Below are 20,791 nucleotides of genomic sequence, written 5' to 3' on the forward strand. Positions count from 1 at the left end.
GGTCGAAAGGAAAATAGCCATGCGAGTGATTCAGAAGGCGCTGACCTTCGATGACGTCCTTCTCGTTCCCGCCCACTCCACGGTTCTTCCGCGCGACGTGAGTCTGCAGAGCCAGGTCACACGCCGCATCCGGCTCAATATTCCGCTGGTTTCCGCGGCGATGGATACCGTCACCGAGAGCCGCCTCGCGATTGCGCTGGCGCAGGAAGGCGGCATCGGCGTGGTGCACAAGAACCTGAGCCCGGCCGAGCAGGCGGCCGAGGTGCACAAGGTCAAGCGTCATGAATCCGGCATCCTCAAGGATCCGATCACCATCCCGCCGACGATGACCGTGGGCGAGGTCATCGCGCTGCAGCGCCAGCACCGCTTCTCCGGCGTGCCGGTGGTGCAGGCGGGCAAGGTGGTCGGCATCGTCACCAATCGTGACACGCGCTTCGAGACCAACCACGATCAGCTCGTCAGCGAGATCATGACGCCGCAGGATCGCCTGGTGACCGTCCGCGAGGGCGCGAGCCTGGAGGAGGCGCGCGAGCTGCTGCGCGTGCACCGCCTGGAGCGCGTGCTGGTGATGAACGATGCCGGCGAGCTGTGCGGCCTGATCACCGTGAAGGACATGATGAAGTCCACCGAGCATCCGCTGGCGGCCAAGGACGAGCAGGGGCGCCTGCGCGTGGCGGCGGCGATCGGCGTGGGCGAGGGCACCGAAGAGCGTGCCGAGCGGCTGGCCGAGGCCGGCGTCGACATGATCGTGGTCGACACCGCGCACGGCCACTCGCAGGGCGTGCTCGACCGCGTCAGCTGGGTCAAGAAGCGCTTCCCGCACATCGAGGTGGTGGGCGGCAACATCGCCACCGCCGCAGCTGCGCTGGCGCTGGTCGATGCCGGGGCCGACGGGGTCAAGGTCGGCATCGGTCCGGGCTCGATCTGCACCACCCGTATCGTTGCCGGCGTCGGCGTGCCGCAGATCACCGCGGTCGACAACGTCGCCAATGCACTGGCCGGCACGGGTGTGCCGATGATTGCCGACGGCGGCATCCGCTTCTCGGGCGACATCGCCAAGGCGATCGCCGCCGGTGCCGACTGCGTCATGCTCGGCGGCCTGTTCGCCGGCACCGAGGAGGCGCCGGGCGAGACGGTGCTGTTCCAGGGCCGTTCCTACAAGGCCTACCGCGGCATGGGTTCGCTCGGGGCGATGCAGAAAGGGGCGGCCGACCGCTACTTCCAGGACGAGAACACCGGCAACATCGACAAGCTCGTGCCCGAGGGCATCGAGGGTCGGGTGCCCTACAAGGGCGCGGTGACGGCGGTGATCCATCAGCTGATGGGCGGTCTGCGCTCGTCGATGGGTTATCTCGGTGCGGCGGACATCCCGACCCTGCATGCGCAGGCGGAGTTCGTCGAGATCAGCTCGGCCGGCATGCGCGAGTCCCACGTCCATGACGTGCAGATCACCAAGGAAGCGCCCAACTACCAGATCAGCTGATCGGGTGGTGCCCAATCTCCCAGGCGGCTGCGAGGCCGCCTTTCCTTTTTTCAAGACGCTAGAGACGTTCGCGCCCATGGCTCACCAGAAAATCCTCATTCTCGACTTCGGTTCCCAGGTCTCCCAGCTCATCGCCCGTCGCGTGCGCGAGCAGCAGGTGTACTGCGAACTGCATCCCTTCGACGTGTCGGAGGAGTTCGTGCGCAACTTCGGCGCGCAGGGCGTGATCCTGTCGGGTGGCCCCAACTCGGTGTACGAGGCCGAGGACTGGCGCGCGCCGCAGGCGGTGTTCGAGCTCGGCGTGCCGGTGCTGGGCATCTGCTACGGCATGCAGACAATGGCCAGCCAGCTGGGGGGCAAGGTCGAGAGCTCGAGCAAGCGCGAGTTCGGCTACGCCGAGATGCGCGCGCGCGGGCATTCCAAGCTGTTCACGGACATCGAGGACCGCCGGAACGACGAGGGCCATGGCCTGCTCGACGTGTGGATGAGCCACGGCGACAAGGTCACCGAGCTGCCGCCCGGGTTCAAGGTCATCGGCAGCAACGAATCCACCCCGATCGCGGCGATGGCCGACGAGACGCGCGGCTTCTACGGCGTGCAGTTCCACCCCGAGGTCACGCACACGATCAAGGGACGCGAGATGATCGCCCGCTTCGTGCATGACATCTGTGGCTGCGGCCACGACTGGAACATGCCCGACTACATCGCCGAGGCGGTGCAGAAGATCCGCGAGCAGGTTGGCGACGAGGAGGTCATCCTCGGCCTGTCCGGCGGCGTGGACTCCTCGGTGGCGGCGGCGTTGATCCACCGCGCGATCGGCGACCAGCTCACCTGCGTGTTCGTCGACCATGGCCTGCTGCGCCTCAACGAAGGCAAGCTGGTGATGGAGATGTTCGCAGGGCGGCTGCACGCCAAGGTCGTGCATGTGGATGCGACCGAGCAGTTCATGGGCCACCTCAAGGGCGTCACCGACCCCGAGCAGAAGCGCAAGATCATCGGCCGCGAGTTCGTCGAGGTGTTCCAGGCCGAGGCCAGGAAGCTGCCGAACGCAAAATGGCTGGCGCAGGGCACCATCTACCCTGATGTCATCGAGTCGGGCGGGGCCAAGAGCAAGAAGGCGCACACGATCAAGAGCCACCACAACGTCGGCGGCCTGCCCGAGACGCTGGGCCTCAAGTTGCTCGAGCCGCTGCGCGACCTGTTCAAGGACGAGGTGCGCGAGCTCGGCGTGGCGCTCGGCCTGCCGCACGACATGGTGTATCGCCACCCCTTCCCGGGACCGGGCCTGGGCGTGCGCATCCTCGGCGAGGTCAAGCAGGAATACGCCGACCTGCTGCGCCGCGCCGACGCGATCTTCATCGATGAGCTGCGCGCCGCCGACTGGTACGACAAGACGAGCCAGGCCTTTGCCGTCTTCCTGCCGGTCAAGAGCGTGGGCGTGATGGGCGACGGCCGCACCTACGAGTACGTGGTGGCCCTGCGCGCAGTACAGACCCAGGACTTCATGACCGCACACTGGGCGGAGCTGCCGCACAGCCTGCTCGGCAAGGTCAGCAACCGCATCATCAATGAGGTGCGCGGCATCAACCGGGTGGTGTACGACATCTCTGGCAAACCGCCGGCGACCATCGAGTGGGAGTGAGCCTCCGCCCGTCAACGGCAGTTACCGAGTAGTCGGGGCTGGCCTGCGGTGGCGGCACCGTTGGCCCGCTCAGGGCGGCTCACGCAGGATGTGGCCGTGCGGGCGGAGCTGGGTGAACAAGGCGTTGGCGGTCAGCACGGTTCTGGGACGCAGGGGAACCCCTGCCGTGCTCAGCAACTCGGCGATCCAGACGTTGCACGTGCGGAACAGGTGGAAGCGCTCGCGCGAGGCGTAGAAGTGGCTGACGCCGTATAGTCCTGGCCCGACCAGTTGGGGCCCCTGGGCGAGGGTGCCCACGCCTGCTGCTTCAGGCCCGCGCTCGTGGCTGTCGCTCACGGCGTCCACCAGCGCCGCGAAGCCGGACGGTGACAGCTTCAGTTCGACCACGCCGAATTCGGCAAAGTAGCGCTCGACGGGCCCGTCGAAGGCGACCACATGCAGCACGGCCGGCGTCGGCCACAACAGGGCGCGCAGGCCGCTCCACAGCCCCGGGGCAGGTGCCATGTAGTATTCGCGGTCGCCCCAGCCGACCTCCAGAAACTCGGCCTGCGGAAAGTCGCGCCGCGCCGGCCAGGCCTGTGGCGCAACATCTGCGGCGCGCACGACGATGCCGCTGTGGTAGCCGTGATGCACGACCCAGATACGGTGCGCCGGCTGCTCGGGGGCGGCCGCCGGTGTGGCGGGCCGAGCCGCTGGCACGGCACAGCCGGCGCTGGCGAGCACAAGCACCAGCGCCAGCACGAAGGCGCGTGCCCATGCACGCCAGCCGCCTGCGCTGCCGCCACCATCCAGGCGTGCGCGGTCGTCGACGCCGTGTGCCCCGCCGCCGCGCAGCGTCCTCACCGGGGCGGCGCTGGAATCACGCTGGGCAGGGGCGGCGCGGATCCTGTCGGAGGCGGGCCAGAAGCGGGTCGTATCGACACCGCCGTGGGTGAGCAGTCGCATTGGGGGCGCAGATCGGGGGACGCTGCAAGTATAGGCAGCTGCGCGTGCTTGTTCGAAAACGTGTCCCGAGCGCGCTGCACGCGATCGACGGACGCGCGTGAAGTGCCTCGCGTCGGGCGGATGGGTCGCTGAGGTGCGCGTCGGCGCGGCCGTCCGGCATCGTCGTGATGGCGGCGGGCTCAAGGCCTCGCATGGCGTGGTCATCGGCCGGCGACGGGCTGCAAAGGTGGGCGGCTACCGTGTCATGAGGTATCTTTTGCCGCATGAATGTGATCGTCCTTCCCTTTAACGCGCCGCGGGTGGCGGTTACTGGCCTTTACCGGGTTTCCCTTTCCGCAGCCGGTCGCGCGGGAGCACGCCGGTGACTGCGCTCATTCGATACTGGTTCGGCGTGTTGAGTCGAACCGTGCGCCTGTGGCTGGATGCGCAGGTCTTCATGCACGCTGCGGCGCTAGCCTTCTTCACCCTGTTCTCGGTCGCGCCGGTGGTCATCATCGCCGTCACCGTGGTCGGCCTGGTGCTGGGCGAGAGCGCGGCACAGGGCCAGATCGTCGAGCAGTTGCAGGCGGCGATCGGCGCTGAAGCCGCCGCCGCGGTGCAGACCGCGGTCGAGAACAGCCGCATCGAGCAAAGCGGCTTGCTGCCGACGCTGGCGGGCATCGGCGCAGTGCTGTTCGGTGCGACCACGGTGTTCACGCAGATGCAGATGTCGCTCAACGCGATCTGGGGCGTGGCGCCGCGCCCGACCCGCAGCGGCGTGTTCATCTACCTCAAGACGCGCCTGTTGTCGCTGGCGGTGGTGCTCGGCATTGGCTTCGTGCTGCTGGTGTCGCTGACGCTCAGCGTGCTGCTGCGCGCGCTGGTCACCTTTGCCCAGGACTGGCTGCCGGTGCCGCCCGCGCTTGTACTCGGGCTGGACTGGACGGTGTCGCTGGCGGTGATCACGCTGCTGTTCGGGACCGTGTTCCGTGTCTTGCCCGATGTCATCCTGCTGTGGCGCGACGTGCTGCTCGGTGCCTTCGTCACCGCCCTGCTGTTCGCGCTCGGGCGCGCCCTGATCGCGCTCTACCTGGCGACGACGGCGACCGCCTCCACCTATGGCGCGGCGGGTTCGCTGGTGATGCTGCTGCTATGGGTGAATTATTCGTCGCTGATCCTGCTGTTCGGCGCCGCCTTCACGCGGGCGCACGTCGAGGCCAGGGGCCGCGCGGTGCGCCCGCGCGCCACCGCGGTGTGCGTGCACCGGCAACTCATCGAGGATTGAGCGGTGGCCCCTGCCACCGGTGACGACTTCAGTGCCGCAGCAGATGCAGGCTGAAGTGGTGCTTGATGAAGGCCTGGAACTTGACGACGCCCTCGAGCGCGAGGCGGAATTCACCCTGTTCCATCGCGTTGAGCTGGTCGAGCGCAATGTAGTTGCTCGGCTCGCGGCCGGCGCGCAGGGCCTCGACATGGCCGCGCAGCCGCATCAGCACGAGGAAGTCGAAGGCCGCCCGCAGGTCGGCGGCAGCGTCATCCTTCAGCACGCCGTCGGCCACCAGCGCCTCGATGCGGTCATGGGTGCTGCCGTCGAGCTTGCGTGCCTTGATCGCAAGTGCCTTGACGCCGTCCGTGATGGCGAAGATGCCGGCCTTCTTGACGTCGACCTTGCCGCGTTGGGGCCCCGATTTCTCGACCTTGATGCGGCCGAACCAGCCCAGCGGCGGGTGAAAATTGGTCATGTTCTGCGCCATGCGCATCAGGAAGCCCTGGTCCTGGCTCATGTGCCGGAAGGCGTGCTCGCGCAGGCTATCGACCAGGTCGGCACGACCGTAGAGCGCACGCAGGTCCATGAACATGCTGCCGGTCATCACGTTGTCGGGCGTGGGCGTCGACAGCCAGCGGTTGAGTTCGACCTTCCAGCCCGACAGGCTGCGCCGCCACTGGGGGTTCTTGGCCATGATGCCGCCGGGGCAGGGGGGTACGCCGATCGAGATCAGCGCATCGATCAGCTCCTGCGAGAAGGCCACGAGGCGCGCGACCTGCGCGCTGTCAAGCGCATCGTCATAGATGATGGCGTTGTCCTGGTCGGTGGACAGGGTCTGCTCGCCGCGCCCCTCGCTGCCCATGACGACGAAGGCGAAGTCGGCGCTGAGGTCGGGGTATTTCTCGTTGCGCAGCAGATGGATGAGGCGGATCAGCACCTGGTCGTTGAGGTTGGCGATCAGCTTCACCATGTCGCGGATCGCGACGCCGGTGCCGGCCAAGTGCAGCACCAGCTTCTGGATGCGCTCGTGCAGGTGGCGCAGGGCATCGATGGAGTTCGCCTTCTCGATGTCGAGCACGAGCTGATGCGGCGAGTGCGCCTGCAGCCTGAGGATATCGGTGTCGGTGATGATGCCGGCAAGCCCGCCCGCGGAATCGACCACGACCAGGCGGTGGATTTTCAACCGCGACATGCGGTACAGCGCCTCGTACAGCACGTCGTCCTCGCCGATCACGGCCAGTGGGGCATTCATGACCGCAGCGACGCTGAGCGTGCTGGGGTCGAGGCCAGGTGCGACCACCTTGTTGCGCAGGTCGCGGTCGGTGAGGATGCCGTGAGGCCTCTCGTCCCTGACCACGACCAGGCTGGAGATGTTGCGTTCGCGCATCCGTCCGACCGCTGCAACGAGGCTGTCCTCGGGCCGGCAGGTGATCACTTCGCGCTGGCAGAAATCCCTGATCGGGCGGAAAAACTGGTTCTCTTCGGCCATGCGCGGAGATCCCTGGATGAAATGCGGCGTGCGCGGATTATACGCATTTGAACTTGAAGGATTCTGCGCTGTCCGGCGGGCGCTGCGCCGCCGTTGGGGCGATCGCGGTGGTGTGACCCGTGACGGAGCGGTCAGGCCGTCGCCGCGAGCCGTGCTGCAAGCAGCAGGCCAGGGTCGACCGACACGACCTCGCCGATCATGATCAGCGCAGGGGCGCGGATACCGGAGTCACGCACCGCCGCAGGCAGGCCGGCGAGGGTGCTGCGCACGCCGCACTGCGACGGCGTGGTGGCGGCGTGAATCACCGCGGCCGGCGTTGTCGCGGGCAGGCCGTGGGCGACGAGCGCCGCGCAGATCTGCTCGAGGGCGCCCAGGCCCATGTAGATCACCACCGTCTGGTGCGGACGGGCAAGGGCGGGCCAGTCCAGGTCGACCGTGCCGTCCTTGAGATGGCCGGTGGCGAACACCAGGGTCTGGGCATGCTCGCGATGCGTCAGCGGGATGCCGGTACAGGAGGCCGCGCCGGCGGCCGCGGTGATGCCGGGGACGATCTCGCACTCCAGGCCGGCAGCATGCACGGCCTGCATTTCCTCGCCGCCACGGCCGAAGATGAAAGGGTCGCCACCCTTCAGGCGCACGACGTCCAGACCCTGGCGGGCCAGATCGACGAGGAGCTGATTGATCTCGTGCTGGGGCAGAGCGTGGTTGCCGGCCTCCTTGCCGGCATACACGCGGCGCGCCGAGGCCGGGATCAGGTCAACGATGGCTTCGCCGACTAGGTGGTCGAATACGACGGCCTGGGCCGAGGCGATCAGGCGTGCCGCCTTCATCGTCAGCAGCTCGGGGTCGCCGGGCCCGGCGCCGACCAGGTAGACCTTGCCGACCCTGGGCTTGGCCTGCAGCTCGTCGGCAGCGGCGGGGTCGAAGTCATGCGAGCCGGAGGCACGGCGGCTTCCCGTCGCCCTGAATGCGCGTGCCCCCCGGTGCTTGCCCTGCGCAGTGCTTGCTGTGTGGATCGCTGCATACATGGTTCGGGCTCCGGCGAGGGGTCAGGTGAAGGGCGTGGATGAGGGCGTGTGTGGCGTTTCGGGCGTGTTCCGACCGTGGCACAACTTTATCCTTACGCGTCATGGGGAAAATTAATTCACATCAAGGATCGGCGACTGCCTAAAAAACCATACTGCCCTCACCGTGTTGTTTCACATCCCGTGTCGTAAAGGAGAGGGAAATGCAAAACAAAAGCTTGATCGGTAAGACGCTCGCCATGGCAATCCTGCCGCTGGCGATGAGCAGCGCCTGGGCGCAGGAAGCTCCCAAGCTGACTGCCGAGGAAATGGAGCAGGGCAAGCTGATCTACTTCGAGCGCTGTGCCGGTTGCCACGGCGTGCTGCGCAAGGGCGCCACCGGCAAGAACCTCGAGCCGGCCTGGAGCAAGACCATGCCCGACGGCACGAAGATGGAAGGCGGCACCCTGAAGCTGGGTACCGACCGTCTCGAGAAGATCATCGCCTACGGTACCGAAGGCGGCATGGTCAACTACGACGACATCCTCACGCCCGAAGAAATCAACCTGATGGCGCGCTACATCCAGGTCGAGCCGCCGGTCCCGCCCGAGTTCTCGCTCAAGGACATGCGCGACAGCTGGAAGCTTCTGGTTCCGGTTGACCAGCGTCCGACCAAGCAGATGAACAAGGTGAACCTGAAGAACGTGTTCGCCATCACCCTGCGCGACGCCGGCAAGCTGGCCCTGGTCGACGGTGACACGCACCAGATCTGGAAGATCCTCGACACCGGCTACGCGGTTCACATCTCGCGTCTGTCCGCCTCGGGCCGCTATGTCTACACCGTGGGTCGCGATGGCCTGACCACCATCATCGACATGTTCTACGAAGAGCCGACGACGGTGGCCACCATCCGTCTGGGTTCGGATGCGCGTTCGGTCGATACCTCCAAGTTCAAGGGTTACGAAGACAAGTACCTGATCGGCGGCACCTACTGGCCGCCCCAGTACTCGATCATGGACGGCGAGACGCTCGAGCCGTACAAGATCGTGTCGACCCGCGGTCAGACCGTCGATGGCGATTACCACCCCGAGCCCCGCGTGGCCTCGATCGTGTCCTCGCACATCAAGCCCGAGTGGGTTGTGAACGTGAAGGAAACCGGCATGATCCTGCTGGTCGACTACACCGATATCGACAACCTCAAGACCACCACGATCAATTCCGCCAAGTTCCTGCATGACGGCGGCTGGGACATGACCAAGCGCTACTTCATGGTGGCGGCCAACGCCTCCAACAAGGTGGCAGCGGTCGACACCCAGACCGGCAAGCTGGCTGCCCTGGTCGATACGGCCAAGATCCCGCACCCGGGTCGCGGCGCCAACTTCGTCCATCCGCAGTTCGGTCCGGTGTGGGCGACGGGTCACCTGGGTGACGACGTCGTGTCGCTGATCTCGACCGCGCACGACGACGCCAAGTTCGCCAAGTTCAAGGAGCATAACTGGAAGGTCGTCCAGGAGCTCAAGATGCCGGGCGCCGGCAACCTGTTCGTCAAGACGCATCCGAAGTCCAAGAACCTGTGGGCCGATGCGCCGATGAACCCGGAGCGCGAGATCGCCGAGTCGGTGTACGTGTATGACCTGACCGACCTGTCGAAGGAGCCCAAGCGCCTCGACGTCGCCAAGGATTCCGGCCTGCCGGAAAGCAAGGCGATCCGTCGCGCGACCCACCCCGAGTACAACGAGGCCGGTGACGAAGTCTGGATCTCGCTGTGGGGCGGCAAGACCGACCAGTCGGCCATCGTGATCTACGATGACAAGACCCTGCAACTGAAGAAGGTCATCACCTCGCCCGAGATGGTCACGCCGACCGGCAAGTTCAACGTCTATAACACGATGCACGATATCTACTGATCGGCCGGTTCGATCGTAGCCTGAGAAACCCCCGCGCCTCGGCGCGGGGGCAGAGAGGGTAAAGTTTCCATGTCAGATCGAGACAGCAACACCAAACAAGAACAATCTGGCGGCCTGCTGGCGCGCCTTCGCCGCCCCTCCAAGAAATCCCTGGGCGGCCTGCTCGCGGTCGGTTTCGTCATCGGCATCCTGTTCTGGGGCGGCTTCAACACCGCCATGGAAGCGACGAATACCGAGAAATTCTGTATCTCCTGCCATGAAATGCACGACAACGTCTATCAGGAGTACAAAGAGACCATCCATTACAGCAACCGCACCGGTGTGCGTGCCGTCTGCTCCGATTGCCACGTGCCGAAGGACTGGACGTACAAGATGATCCGCAAGATCCAGGCTTCGCGCGAAGTCTGGGGCAAGATCACCGGCACCATCGACACACCCGAGAAGTTCGAAGCCAAGCGTCTGGAGCTGGCGCGCCGCGAATGGGCGCGCATGAAGGCGGTCGATTCGCGCGAGTGCCGCAACTGCCACAGCTTCGAGAGCATGAACACCGAGGCGCAGAAGCAGCGTGCGCGCAAGCAGCACGAGATGGCGCAGGAAGACAACATGACCTGCATCGACTGCCATAAGGGCATCGCGCACCACAAGCCGGAAGGCATGACCGAGGAAGACGAGGAGTAAGCCTTCTCGCGCAAGAATGGCCAACCCAAGCACAGTGAGGGAATGACGATGAAGAAGACGATGATTGCCGGCGCCGTCGGCGCACTTCTGGCCTTTGGTGCGGGTGGCGCCTTGGCTGCCGCGCCCGACTGGGGCAAGGTCGACGCCAAGGAGATCACCCTGTTCTACCCGGGTGTATCGCCGCTCGAGTGGATCCAGAAGGGTACCGAGCACGGTGGCGCCCGTGCCCTGCGCAAGGGTGAGACCTGTGCCGACTGCCACAGCGACGAGGCGGCCGACATGGGCAAGAAGATCGCCAGCGGCCAGAAGCTCGAGCCGAACCCGATCCCGGGCAAGGCGCCCTTCATCCCGGTGACGGTCCAGGCGGCGCATGATGGCGAGAACCTCTACCTGCGCTTCTCCTGGAAGCAGCCGGCCGCCTCGGGCGCGCCGAAGATGGACGAGGCCAACCCGGTCAAGATCGCCTTCATGCTCGAGTCGGGCGGCAAGGTCGAGCTCGCCGACCAGAGCGGATGCTGGGCGACCTGCCACCAGGATTCGCGCACCATGCCGGGCGCCGACGACGCCAAGAAGAAGTACGTGAAAGGCGGCTCCTTGGCCGACGGCAAGTTCTACGATCTCTACCAGTGGCGCAGCGGCGAGAACAAGGGCTTCAATGGACACGTCGCCGATACGCGCGTCATGGAAGGCGGGGCGGCGCTGGTGAGCGCCGAAGGCAAGCAGGACGGTGATGCCTGGGCGGTCGTGTTCACCCGTAAGCTCACCGGCGGTGAAGGTGACGTGACGCTCGAGGCCGGCAAGAGCTACAACTTCGGCTTCGCCATCCACAACGACAACGCTGCCGGTCGTTACCACCATGTTTCGCTCGGCTACAAGCTGGGCATCGATGCCGAAGGCGATGTGAAGGCCGCCAAGCACTGATATCGCCGGCGCCCTTGCGCCACGCGAGCGTGGCAGGCGTCTCTGAAACTGAGCGGGAATTCGGGCTTGCCCGGGTTCCCGTTCGCGTCTGGAACGTCCAGAATGTGCTTGTTCCACGACAGGAGCAGCGTCCATGAAGGCAGGAATTGATCGCCGGTTCATCGCTGCAGCCGTGAGCGCATGGGCTTTCTGCGCACCGGCCGCGGCCGCAGACCACCAGGTGCTGATCGAGAAGTACACCTTTGTACCGGTCGAGTTGCGGATCAAGACCGGCGACACCGTCACCTGGGTGAACGAGGAAAAGCGGGTCAGTCACTCGGTGTACTTCATCGCCGCGAACGAAGAATCCGAGCGCTTCTTCCCGGGCGAGCGCTGGTCGCGCACCTTCGATCAGCCCGGTCGTTTCGAGTACCGCTGCGGGCCGCACCCCGAAATGCTGGGCGTGGTCATCGTCGAGGACTGAGCCTGTGCACCGGGCAACCCTGCTGCAGATGGGGTTGATTCGAGTCAAGGTTTCGGAACGCTCAAAAGTCCATCCTGTTCCCGAATCGAAGCCCGTCGGAAGAACAAGATGAAGCTGCCGCCCCTCGTTGCCCATGTCGCCGTGTTCATTGGTGCTGCCCTGGTTTCTGCCTTCGCCGCCGCAAGCGACACCCGGCCGCCCGCGCCCGATCCCGACCGTTATCGCGAGCTCGTACACGTCGTTCGCCAGGATTGTGGCTCCTGCCATGGCCTGACGCTAAAGGGTGGCCTGGGCCCCGCGCTCACGGTCGAGGCATTGGCCGACAAGCCGGCCGAGGGCCTCGTGGCCACCATCATGGGCGGTCGCCCCGGCACGCCGATGCCGCCTTTTCGCGGCATCGTCACCGAGGCCGAGGCCGAATGGATCGTCGATCAGTTGATGCGGGGTTTTCCGCCCGACGCTGGCCTGCCCGCGACGAGTTCGCTGAATTGAGCAGCGTGCGCCGCACGCTCGCCGCATCCACCCTGTCGTACCCGACCTTTCCAGGCCACTCCCGGCCCTGAATGCTGGAGTCCGCATGTCTTCCCAAGCCGTTCGTCTCGCGCCGCCCGCCCTGTGGGCCGTGATCCTGCCCGCGATCGTGTTCCTGCTCTCGGCGTGTGCGAGCACGCCGCCGGTGACGCTGCGCGGCACGGGTGACCTCGGTGTCGTCATCGAGCGCGCCGATGGCAAGGTCAAGGTGGTTGAAACCACTGGGCGAAGTGTCCTCGCCACCGTCGATGGGCTGGGCGACCTGTCGCATGCCTCGGTGGTGTTCTCGCGCGATGGACGTCATGCCTTCGTCTTCGGGCGCGACGGTGGGCTGACCAAGGTCGACCTGCTCGAGGCGAAGGTGGTCGGCCGCGTGCTGCAGGCGGGCAATGCGATCGGCGGCTCGATCTCGCATGACGGCAGCCTGGTCGTGGTGCAGAACTACGAGCCGGGTGGCATCAAGGCCTTCGATGCTCATACCCTCGAGCTGGTCGCCGACGTGCCGGCCACCACCGAGGACGGCCGGCGCTCGAAGGTGGTCGGTCTCGCTGACCTGTCGGGCAAGCGGTTCATCTACGCGCTGTTCGAGGCCGGCGAGATCCGCATCACCGATTTCTCCGACCCGCGCAATCCGGTCACCCAGCGCTTCGCCGGTGGCAAGCAGCCCTATGACGCGCTTGTCACGCCCGATGGCCGCTACTACATCGCCGGGCTGTTCGGCGAGGATGGCCTGGCACTGATCGATCTGTGGAACCTGGACAAGGGCAGCCGCAAGATCCTCGCGGGCTACGGCCGCGGCGAGGAACCCCTGCCGGTGTTCAAGATGCCGCATCTGCGCGGCTGGTCGGTGGCCGGCGGGCGAGCCTATCTGCCGGCGATCGGGCGCCACGAGGTCCTGGTGGTGGACACCGATACCTGGCAGGAGGTCGGCCGCATCCCGGTCAAGAGCCAGCCGGTGTTCGCCATGGCACGGCCCGATGGACGCGAGATCTGGGTCAATTTCGCTTTCCCCGACAATGGCTGGGTGCAGGTCATCGACACCGTCAGCGGCGAGGTGACCCATACCCTGCAGCCGGGCCGCGGCATCCTGCATATGGAGTTCCTGTCCAAGGGCCACGAGGTGTGGCTGTCCGCCCGCGACGACAATCGCGTGGTCATCTACGACACCGCCTCCAAACAGCCGATCGGTGGCTTCGACTCACTCAGTCCGAGCGGCATCTTCTTCACCACGCGCGCCGCGCGCACGGGGTTCTGATGCCACGCAATGTCAGCCTGCCGAGCACGGTCAACGACACGGCCTTTCGCCTGCTCAACGAGTGGCAGCGTGACTTCCCGCTCGAGGCGCGGCCATTCGCCCTTATCGCCAACAGCGTCGGCAGTAGCGAAGAGGCGGTCATCGCCGCCTACCGCGCGCTCAGGCAGCAGGGCCTGGTGAGCCGGGTGGGGGCGGTGTTCGCGCCGCGGCGCCTGGGGGCCAGTGCGCTTGCCGCGCTGGCTGCGCCACCCGAGCGCCTCGAGGAAGTGGCTGCGCGGGTGAGTCGGGAGCCCTCGATCAACCACAACTACCAGCGCGAGCATCGCTACAACCTGTGGTTCGTGGTCACCGCAGCGTCGCAGGCACAGTTGGGCGAGGTGGTCGCAGCCATCGAGCGCGATACCGGCTGCGAGGTGATCGTGCTGCCGCTGGAAGAGGAGTTCCACATCGACCTCGGCTTTGACCTGAAGGGGCCGGGGGTGGCACGCACGCCGCGTCATGAGCCGATCGCCCTCGGCACGGGCGACGCCGCGTGTGCGCTGCCCACCATCGAGCGCGCGCTCATCACCGCCCTGCAGCAGGGGCTGGAGATCGAGCCGCAGCCCTTCGCCCGACTGGGTGCCCGCGTCGGGCTCAGCGAGGCGATGACCCTCGAGCTGGTCGCGCGCTGGGTCGAGGAAGGTCTGATCCGGCGCTTCGGCGTGGTCGTGCGTCATCACGAACTGGGGCTGGAAGCCAACGCCATGTGCGTGTGGGATGTGCCGGACGATAAGGTGTCCGAACTCGGCCGCCGCCTTGCTGGCGAAGCGGCGGTGACGTTGTGCTATCGCCGCCGGCGCGTTGTGCCGGAGTGGCCCTACAACCTCTTTTGCATGATTCACGGCAGTGCGCGCGACGAGGTGCTCGCCGCGCGCGAGGATCTGGCCACCCGCCTCGGCCTGGATGCCCATCCGCACGCCGTGCTGTTCAGTTGCCGTCGCTTCAAGCAGACCGGCGCTCGTTATCTGGCTGCCAGCGATGCCGCCCATGTCTGAGGCGAAGGCCGGCGCGGGCGAGCGCGCAGGGTCGGGCGGCCGTCGTGGCGTGGCGGCGCGGCGCGCGCCGGACGAGGTCGATCGTCGTCTGATCAACGCCTTGCAGGGCGATTTCCCGCTCAGCGAGACGCCTTTCGCCGAGGTCGGGGCGGCGCTCGGCCTGCCCGAGTCTGAAGTCATCGCGCGCCTGCAAAGCCTGCTCGACGATCATGTGCTGACCCGCTTCGGGCCGATGTTCCAGATCGAGCGCATGGGCGGCGCCTTCTGCCTGGCCGCGATTGCGGTGCCGGAGGCGGACTGGGCGCGGGTGGTCGAGGCCGTGAATGCCTTTCCCGAGGTGGCGCACAACTACCGGCGCGAGCACGCGCTCAACATGTGGTTCGTGCTTGCCACCGAATCGCCGGCTGGCATCGAGGATTGCGCACGGCGCATGGAGGCCGCTACCGGCCTGGCCGTGCATCTGTTCCCGAAGGAGAGGGAATACTTCGTCGAAATGAAGCTGGAGGCGTGATGCGGGCGAACGCAATGGACGGCACGGGCGCTGAAGGGGGGAGTGAGGGTACGCTCGCCGATCTCGACCGTCGCATCGTGCTCGCCACTCAGGGCGGCTTGCCGCTGGTGCCGCGACCGTATGCGGCCATCGCCGCGCAACTCGGTGTGAGCGAGCCGATCTTGCGCGAGCGCATGGCGGCGATGCTGGACGACGGCCGCATACGTCGCATCGGCGCGGTACCCAACCACTATGCGATCGGCTATACGGCCAATGGCATGAGCGTGTGGGACATCGACGATGCGCTGATCGACGCGGTCGGCGAGCGGGTCGGGGCGCTGCCTTTCGTCACGCATTGCTACCGCCGCCCGCGCCACCTGCCGGACTGGCCCTACAACCTGTTCGCGATGGTGCACGCAGGCAGTCGCGAAGCGGCGATGGCGCGCGTGGACGAGATCGCCACGCTGCTCGAGGCTGAGTTCGGCGGCGCCTGCCGAGGGCGTGACGTGCTGTTCTCCGCTGGGATCCTGAAGAAGACCGGTTTGCGCATCGGCGGCTGAGCGGGGCGCAAGGCTCCGCGCGAAGGCGCACGAACCGCGGCCTTTCGGCTTCATCCGCGGTGGGATCGGGCGCCCCTTGACCGGCATCATTTTCCCGCTCGTCTCGCTGGGCTGTAATCGCGGCAACAAGGAGGTTTCCATGTTCCGCATCTCCCAATTCATCCGCGAACTCGATCACCCGACCCCTGCCGGCCCGCGGCGCAATCCGCCAGGCCCGGTGGTGATCTGGAACCTGATCCGGCGCTGCAACCTGACCTGCGAGCACTGCTATTCGATCTCGGCCGACAAGGACTTTCCCGGCGAGCTCGATACCGCCGAGGTGTTCAAGGTCATGGACGATCTCAAGGCGGCACGCGTGCCGGTGCTGATCCTGTCGGGCGGCGAGCCGCTGTTGCGGCCCGACATCTTCGACATCGCCCGTCGCGCCAAGGGCATGGGCTTCTACGTCGGCCTGTCCTCCAACGGAACGCTGATCGACGAATCGAACATCGACGCGATCGACGCCATCGGCTTCGATTACGTTGGCGTGAGCCTCGATGGCATCGGCGCCACCCACGACCACTTCCGCCGCAAGCAGGGCGCCTTCGAGGCCTCGATGCACGGCATCCGCCTGTGCCGCGATCGCGGCATCAAGGTTGGCGTGCGCTACACGATGACCGAGGGCAATGCCCATGACCTGCCGGCGCTGCTGAAGCTGGTCGAGGACGAGAACATCGACAAGTTCTACTTCTCGCACCTCAACTATGCCGGCCGGGGCAACAAGAACCGCGCCGGCGACGCCCGCCATCGCACCACGCGCGAAGCCATGGAGTTGCTGTTCGAGACCTGCCTCGACCTGCATCGGCGCGGCATCGACAAGGACTTCGTCACCGGCAACAACGACGCCGACGGCCCCTTCCTGCTGCACTGGGTGCAGCGCCGCTTTCCCGAGCGCGCTGCCCACATCGAGGCCAAGCTGCGCCAGTGGGGCGGCAACGCCAGCGGTGTCAATGTCTCCAACATCGACAACCTGGGCATCGTTCACCCGGACACCATGTGGTGGCATGTGCCGCTCGGCAACGTGCGCCAGCGCGCCTTCGGCGAGATCTGGAACGACCTCTCCAACCCGCTGCTGGCAGGACTCAAGCAGCACCCGCGCAAGCTCGAGGGCCGCTGTGGCGCCTGTCGTTATCTGGACATCTGCAACGGCAGCTCGCGCGTGCGCGCCGAACAGGTGACCGGCAACCCCTGGGCGGAGGATCCCGCCTGCTATCTCGACGACGAGGAGATCGGTGTCAGCGCCGAGGACTACGGCGCGGAGCGCGTCGTCACCACCCCCTGGGTGCGCATCACCAAGGTGTCGGCATGAAAGCCCTTCCGTCCCTTGCCGTCGTCGCGGTCGCCCTCGGTTTCGTGCTGCCCGCGGCGACGGCCGCCGAGCCGGCAGGCGCGGCCACGGCGCCGGCCGGTGTCGACGTCGCCCAGCTCTACGCGCAGCATTGCGCCGCCTGTCATGCGCCCAATCGCCTCGGCGCGATGGGGCCGGCGCTGTTGCCCGAGAACCTCTCGCGCCTGCGCAAGGGCGAGGCGCTGAAGGTCATCGCCGAGGGCCGCACCGCGACCCAGATGCCGGGCTTCGCCGCCCAGCTGGCCGCGCACGAGATCGCCGCCATCGCCGACTGGATCTACACCCCGGTGGTGCCCGAGCCGCGCTGGACCGATGCCGACATCACCGCCTCGCGCATTCAGCATGTCGATCCGGCCACGCTGTCCGACAAGCCGGTGTTCGACGCCGATCCGATGAATCTCTTCCTGGTGGTGGAGGCGGGCGACCACCATGTCAGCGTGCTCGATGGCGACAAGCTCGAGCCCATCCACCGCTTCCAGTCGCGTTTCGCGCTGCATGGCGGGCCCAAGTTCGCCGGCGACGGGCGCTATGTCTTTTTCGGCTCGCGCGACGGCTGGATCACCAAGTTCGACCTGTGGAACCTGAAGGTGGTGGCCGAGATCCGCGCCGGCATCAATACCCGCAACGTCGCCGCCTCGCCCGATGGCAAGCACGTGGCGGTGGCCAACTACCTGCCGCACAACCTGGTGCTGCTCGACGGTGACCTCAAGCTGATCAAGTCGATCGAGGCCAAGGACCGTGACGGCAAGATCAGTTCGCGCGTGTCCGCGGTCTATGACGCCACGCCGCGCCAGTCCTTCATCGCCGCGCTCAAGGACGTGCCTGAGGTGTGGGAGATCAGCTACACCAAGGCGGTCGAGGACATCCCGACCGGCTTCATCCACGACTACACCCAGCGCGAAGGCAGCTTCATCCCCGGCTACCTGAATCCGCGCCGCACCATCCTGGCCGAGGTGCTGGACGATTTCTTCTTCACCCAGGACTACTCCGAGCTGATGGGTGCTTCGCGCGAGGGCGTCGGCCAGGTGGTGAACCTGGACGTCCGCAAGAAGATCGCCAACCTGCCGCTCGACGGCATGCCGCACCTCGGTTCGGGCATCACCTGGGAGTGGGTCGACCCCGCGGCCGGGCCCGATGCAAAGCCGCGCACGGTCATGGCGAGCACCAACCTGAAGGCGGGCGAGGTCACGGTCATCGACATGAAGACCTGGGAGGTCATCAAGCGCATCCCGACCCGCGGCCCGGGCTTCTTCCTGCGCAGCCACGGCAACAGCCGCTTCGCCTTCGTCGATTCGATGATGAGCCCCGAGGCCAAGCACATCCTGCAGGTGATCGACAAGCAGACGCTCGAGGTGGTCAGGGAGATCACCGGTGAGCCCGGCAAGACGCTCGCTCACATCGAGTTCACCCGTGACGGCCGCCATGCGCTGGCGAGCCTGTGGGAAGACGACGGCGCGGTGATCGTGCTCGACGCGCAGACGCTCGAGGAGGTCAAGCGCCTGCCGATGAGAAAGCCGGTCGGCAAGTACAACGTCTGGAACAAGATCACCCGCGAGGAAGGCACCAGCCACTGAGGCGGGTGCCCGACGTCCTCCTTTCGCATCACCTACGCCCCGCCATCCCCGAGAACACGCAATGCCCCTGATTCCGCTCGAAGAGCCCACCACCAAACGCATCCCGCCCGACACCTTCTCGCTGTGGGCGCTCGCCTTCCGGCCCTTCTATCTGCTCGCCGCGCTGTTCGCGGCGGTCGCCGTTCCGCTTTGGGCGGTGGCGTATTCCGGTGGGCTCGAGCTGCCGATTCCGGGGATGTGGTGGCATGCGCACGAGATGATCTTCGGCTTCGCGGTGGCGGTGATCATCGGTTTCCTGTTTACCGCGGGGCGCAACTGGACGGGTCTCGACACGCCCGCCGGCAAGCCGCTGCTGGCGCTGGCTGTGCTGTGGCTGGCGGGACGGCTGGCGATGGCCTTTGGCAGCGGGGTGTGGGTCGCAGTCATCGACATCGCCTTCCTGCCGGTGGCCGCGGCCCTGCTGCTGCGGGTGCTGGTGAAGGCCAAGAGCAAGCGCAACTACTTCGTCGGCGTGCTGCCGGGGCTGCTGGCCTTGACCAACCTGCTTTTCCACCTCGCGGTGCTGGGCGTACTCGAGATCGATCCGCTGATGGCGATGCACCTTGCGCTCGGGCTGATCGTGGTGCTGGAGACCGTCATCGGCGGGCGCGTGATCCCGATGTTCACCTTCAACGCCGTGCGTGGCATCAAGCAGTGGCGCGACCCGCGTCTGGACTGGGCGGCAGCCATCGCCACCGGCCTCGCCCTGCTGCTGTGGGCGCTCGGTGCGGGCGCCTGGGCGGGGGCGGTGTCGCTCCTCGCCGCGATCCTGCAGGCGCTGCGGCTGGGGGGCTGGAACCCGTGGGCGACCCGCGGTGTGCCGCTGCTGTGGGTGCTGCACCTGGCCTACCTGTGGATTCCGCTCGGCCTCGCGCTGATCGCGCTCACGCAGTTCGGCGTGCTGCCGCGCTCGGCCGGCATTCATGCGCTCGCGATCGGTGCGACCGGTGGCCTGATCATCGGCATGATCACGCGCACCGCGCTCGGTCACACCGGGCGCATGCTGGTCGCCGGCCCGATCGAGACGCTGGCCTATGCGCTGGTGCTGCTGGCCGCGCTGGTGCGTGTGCTCAGTGTGGCCTTGATTCCTGCCGCGCTGGTCGGCGGGATCCATGCCGCGGCGATGCTGTGGTCGCTCGGCTTCGCGCTCTATCTGTGGCGCTACACGCCCTTCCTGCTGCGCGCGAGGGTCGACGGCAAGGAGGGCTGAGCGGAAGGGCGAGTCCATGCGTAGGCCGCCGCGGCCTGCGGACCGGGCAAGGTCCGTTGGCTCCCCACGGTGCACTCAGGCGGCGAGCAGGCTGGCCAGCACACCCGGATCGGGAACGGGCAAGGACTCGAAGCCGGGGCGTGCGTAGAGGTAGCCCTGCTGCAGGCTGATGCCCATGTCGGCCAGACAGCGGGCCTCGTCGAGGGTCTCCACGCCCTCGGCGATCAAGGTGCAGGGCAGTTCGGCCGCGAGCAGGGTCAGGTGGCGCACGATCAGCTGACGCCGACGGTCCTGGTCGATGTTGCGGATCAGGTTCATGTCGAGCTTCAGCGTATCGGGCTGAAAGTGCGTGAGCAGGTTGAGTCCGGCATAGCCGGCGCCGAAGTCGTCGATCGCGGTACCGAAGCCGATCGCGCGGTATTCCTCGACGATGCGCCGCAGATGGCCGTCGTTTTGCACCTCCTCGACCTCGGTGATCTCGAACTGCAGACGGTCGAGCGGGAAGCCCACGCGGTTCGCCGCCTCGATGGTGGCGCGAATGCAGGCACGTGGCTCATAGACGGCGTTGGGCAGGAAGTTGATGCTCAGTCTAGAGGTCAGCCCAAGCTGATGCGCGATTTCGATGGCGCGGGTGCGGCAGCGTTGGTCGAACTGGTAACGGTTGTCGTCGTTCACCCGTGACAGCACGCTGGCGGCGCCTTCGCCATTGGCGCCGCGTACCAGTGCCTCCCAGCCCCAGACCGCCCCCGTGCCGAGGTCGACAATGGGCTGAAAAGCCATGCTGAAATCGAATGGCAGGGGCTCTAGCGCGCGGCAACGCTCACAGGCGGGCGCCTTGTCCGCCGGGATGGCCTGGTGCAGCTGAATTTCCTGTTCTGTCATCGAAGCGGCCTGGGCAAGAAAGTGTGCGCGACATTATTGGTCGGGCGCAGG

At 66.6% G+C, this 20,791-nt stretch carries 19 protein-coding genes; 15 read left to right on the forward strand and 4 right to left on the reverse strand.

Annotated features, from left to right (window positions below):
- Positions 1-19 precede the first annotated feature (19 nt).
- Both guaB and guaA read left to right on the forward strand, forming a co-directional pair.
- Complete coding sequence (gene guaB / locus ACMV5O_RS05150; RefSeq protein WP_416162487.1) at positions 20-1,483, forward strand: IMP dehydrogenase; 1,464 nt, start codon at positions 20-22, stop codon at positions 1,481-1,483.
- Positions 1,484-1,559: 76 nt separating this feature from the next.
- Positions 1,560-3,125, forward strand: a complete 1,566-nt coding sequence (gene guaA, locus ACMV5O_RS05155) for a glutamine-hydrolyzing GMP synthase (protein ID WP_416162488.1) — start codon at positions 1,560-1,562, stop codon at positions 3,123-3,125.
- Positions 3,126-3,194: 69 nt separating this feature from the next.
- Here the strand turns inward: guaA and ACMV5O_RS05160 are convergent, their stop codons facing one another.
- Positions 3,195-4,070, reverse strand: a complete 876-nt coding sequence (locus ACMV5O_RS05160) for a DUF2459 domain-containing protein (protein WP_416162489.1) — start codon at positions 4,068-4,070, stop codon at positions 3,195-3,197.
- Positions 4,071-4,431: 361 nt separating this feature from the next.
- Between ACMV5O_RS05160 and ACMV5O_RS05165 the strand changes: the two genes are divergently transcribed.
- A complete protein-coding gene (locus ACMV5O_RS05165) occupies positions 4,432-5,334 on the forward strand; it encodes a YihY/virulence factor BrkB family protein (protein ID WP_416162490.1) in 903 nt (300 codons plus the stop codon).
- A gap of 28 nt (positions 5,335-5,362) precedes the next feature.
- On the opposite strand, the gene ACMV5O_RS05170 is transcribed toward ACMV5O_RS05165, so the two are convergent.
- Positions 5,363-6,805, reverse strand: a complete 1,443-nt coding sequence (locus ACMV5O_RS05170; RefSeq protein ID WP_416162491.1) for a DUF294 nucleotidyltransferase-like domain-containing protein — start codon at positions 6,803-6,805, stop codon at positions 5,363-5,365.
- 131 nt (positions 6,806-6,936) lie between these two features.
- Positions 6,937-7,833 carry a uroporphyrinogen-III C-methyltransferase gene (cobA, locus tag ACMV5O_RS05175; protein WP_416162492.1) on the reverse strand — a complete coding sequence of 299 codons (897 nt, stop codon included), beginning with the start codon at positions 7,831-7,833 and terminating at the stop codon, positions 6,937-6,939.
- Between the two features lie 200 nt (positions 7,834-8,033).
- Between cobA and ACMV5O_RS05180 the strand changes: the two genes are divergently transcribed.
- From ACMV5O_RS05180 to ACMV5O_RS05235, 12 genes are all read left to right on the forward strand, one after another.
- Entirely contained in the window at positions 8,034-9,716 is a 1,683-nt protein-coding gene (locus ACMV5O_RS05180) for a cytochrome D1 domain-containing protein (RefSeq protein WP_416162493.1), read from the forward strand.
- 69 nt (positions 9,717-9,785) lie between these two features.
- A complete protein-coding gene (locus ACMV5O_RS05185; RefSeq protein WP_416162494.1) occupies positions 9,786-10,394 on the forward strand; it encodes a NapC/NirT family cytochrome c in 609 nt (202 codons plus the stop codon).
- Positions 10,395-10,436: 42 nt separating this feature from the next.
- Positions 10,437-11,315: an ethylbenzene dehydrogenase-related protein gene (locus tag ACMV5O_RS05190; protein WP_416162495.1), complete on the forward strand. Its 879-nt coding sequence runs from the start codon at positions 10,437-10,439 to the stop codon at positions 11,313-11,315.
- Positions 11,316-11,448: 133 nt separating this feature from the next.
- On the forward strand, positions 11,449-11,778 hold the full coding sequence (locus ACMV5O_RS05195) for a cupredoxin domain-containing protein (protein ID WP_416162496.1): 330 nt from the start codon (positions 11,449-11,451) through the stop codon (positions 11,776-11,778).
- 108 nt (positions 11,779-11,886) lie between these two features.
- Complete coding sequence (locus tag ACMV5O_RS05200; protein ID WP_416162497.1) at positions 11,887-12,270, forward strand: c-type cytochrome; 384 nt, start codon at positions 11,887-11,889, stop codon at positions 12,268-12,270.
- Positions 12,271-12,355: 85 nt separating this feature from the next.
- The gene (locus tag ACMV5O_RS05205; protein ID WP_416162498.1) at positions 12,356-13,564 is read left to right on the forward strand and encodes a cytochrome D1 domain-containing protein; all 1,209 of its coding nucleotides are present in this window, start codon (positions 12,356-12,358) and stop codon (positions 13,562-13,564) included.
- Positions 13,564-14,598, forward strand: a complete 1,035-nt coding sequence (locus ACMV5O_RS05210) for an Lrp/AsnC family transcriptional regulator (RefSeq protein ID WP_416162499.1) — start codon at positions 13,564-13,566, stop codon at positions 14,596-14,598. The genes ACMV5O_RS05205 and ACMV5O_RS05210 overlap by 1 nt, the downstream gene beginning before the upstream one ends.
- On the forward strand, positions 14,591-15,109 hold the full coding sequence (locus ACMV5O_RS05215; RefSeq protein WP_416162500.1) for an Lrp/AsnC family transcriptional regulator: 519 nt from the start codon (positions 14,591-14,593) through the stop codon (positions 15,107-15,109). Before ACMV5O_RS05210 ends, ACMV5O_RS05215 begins: the two co-directional genes overlap by 8 nt.
- The gene (locus tag ACMV5O_RS05220; protein WP_416162501.1) at positions 15,109-15,648 is read left to right on the forward strand and encodes an Lrp/AsnC family transcriptional regulator; all 540 of its coding nucleotides are present in this window, start codon (positions 15,109-15,111) and stop codon (positions 15,646-15,648) included. Before ACMV5O_RS05215 ends, ACMV5O_RS05220 begins: the two co-directional genes overlap by 1 nt.
- A 139-nt stretch (positions 15,649-15,787) precedes the next feature.
- A complete protein-coding gene (nirJ, locus tag ACMV5O_RS05225) occupies positions 15,788-16,996 on the forward strand; it encodes a heme d1 biosynthesis radical SAM protein NirJ (RefSeq protein WP_416162502.1) in 1,209 nt (402 codons plus the stop codon).
- On the forward strand, positions 16,993-18,609 hold the full coding sequence (locus ACMV5O_RS05230; RefSeq protein WP_416162503.1) for a cytochrome D1 domain-containing protein: 1,617 nt from the start codon (positions 16,993-16,995) through the stop codon (positions 18,607-18,609). The genes nirJ and ACMV5O_RS05230 overlap by 4 nt, the downstream gene beginning before the upstream one ends.
- 61 nt (positions 18,610-18,670) lie before the next feature.
- Positions 18,671-19,858, forward strand: coding sequence for an NnrS family protein (locus ACMV5O_RS05235; protein WP_416162504.1), 1,188 nt, complete (start codon positions 18,671-18,673; stop codon positions 19,856-19,858).
- Positions 19,859-19,933: 75 nt separating this feature from the next.
- Here the strand turns inward: ACMV5O_RS05235 and ACMV5O_RS05240 are convergent, their stop codons facing one another.
- On the reverse strand, positions 19,934-20,638 hold the full coding sequence (locus ACMV5O_RS05240; protein WP_416162505.1) for an EAL domain-containing protein: 705 nt from the start codon (positions 20,636-20,638) through the stop codon (positions 19,934-19,936).
- Positions 20,639-20,791 lie beyond the last annotated feature (153 nt).

Source organism: Thauera sp. WH-1 (genome assembly GCF_047806685.1).
Taxonomy (GTDB): domain Bacteria; phylum Pseudomonadota; class Gammaproteobacteria; order Burkholderiales; family Rhodocyclaceae; genus Thauera.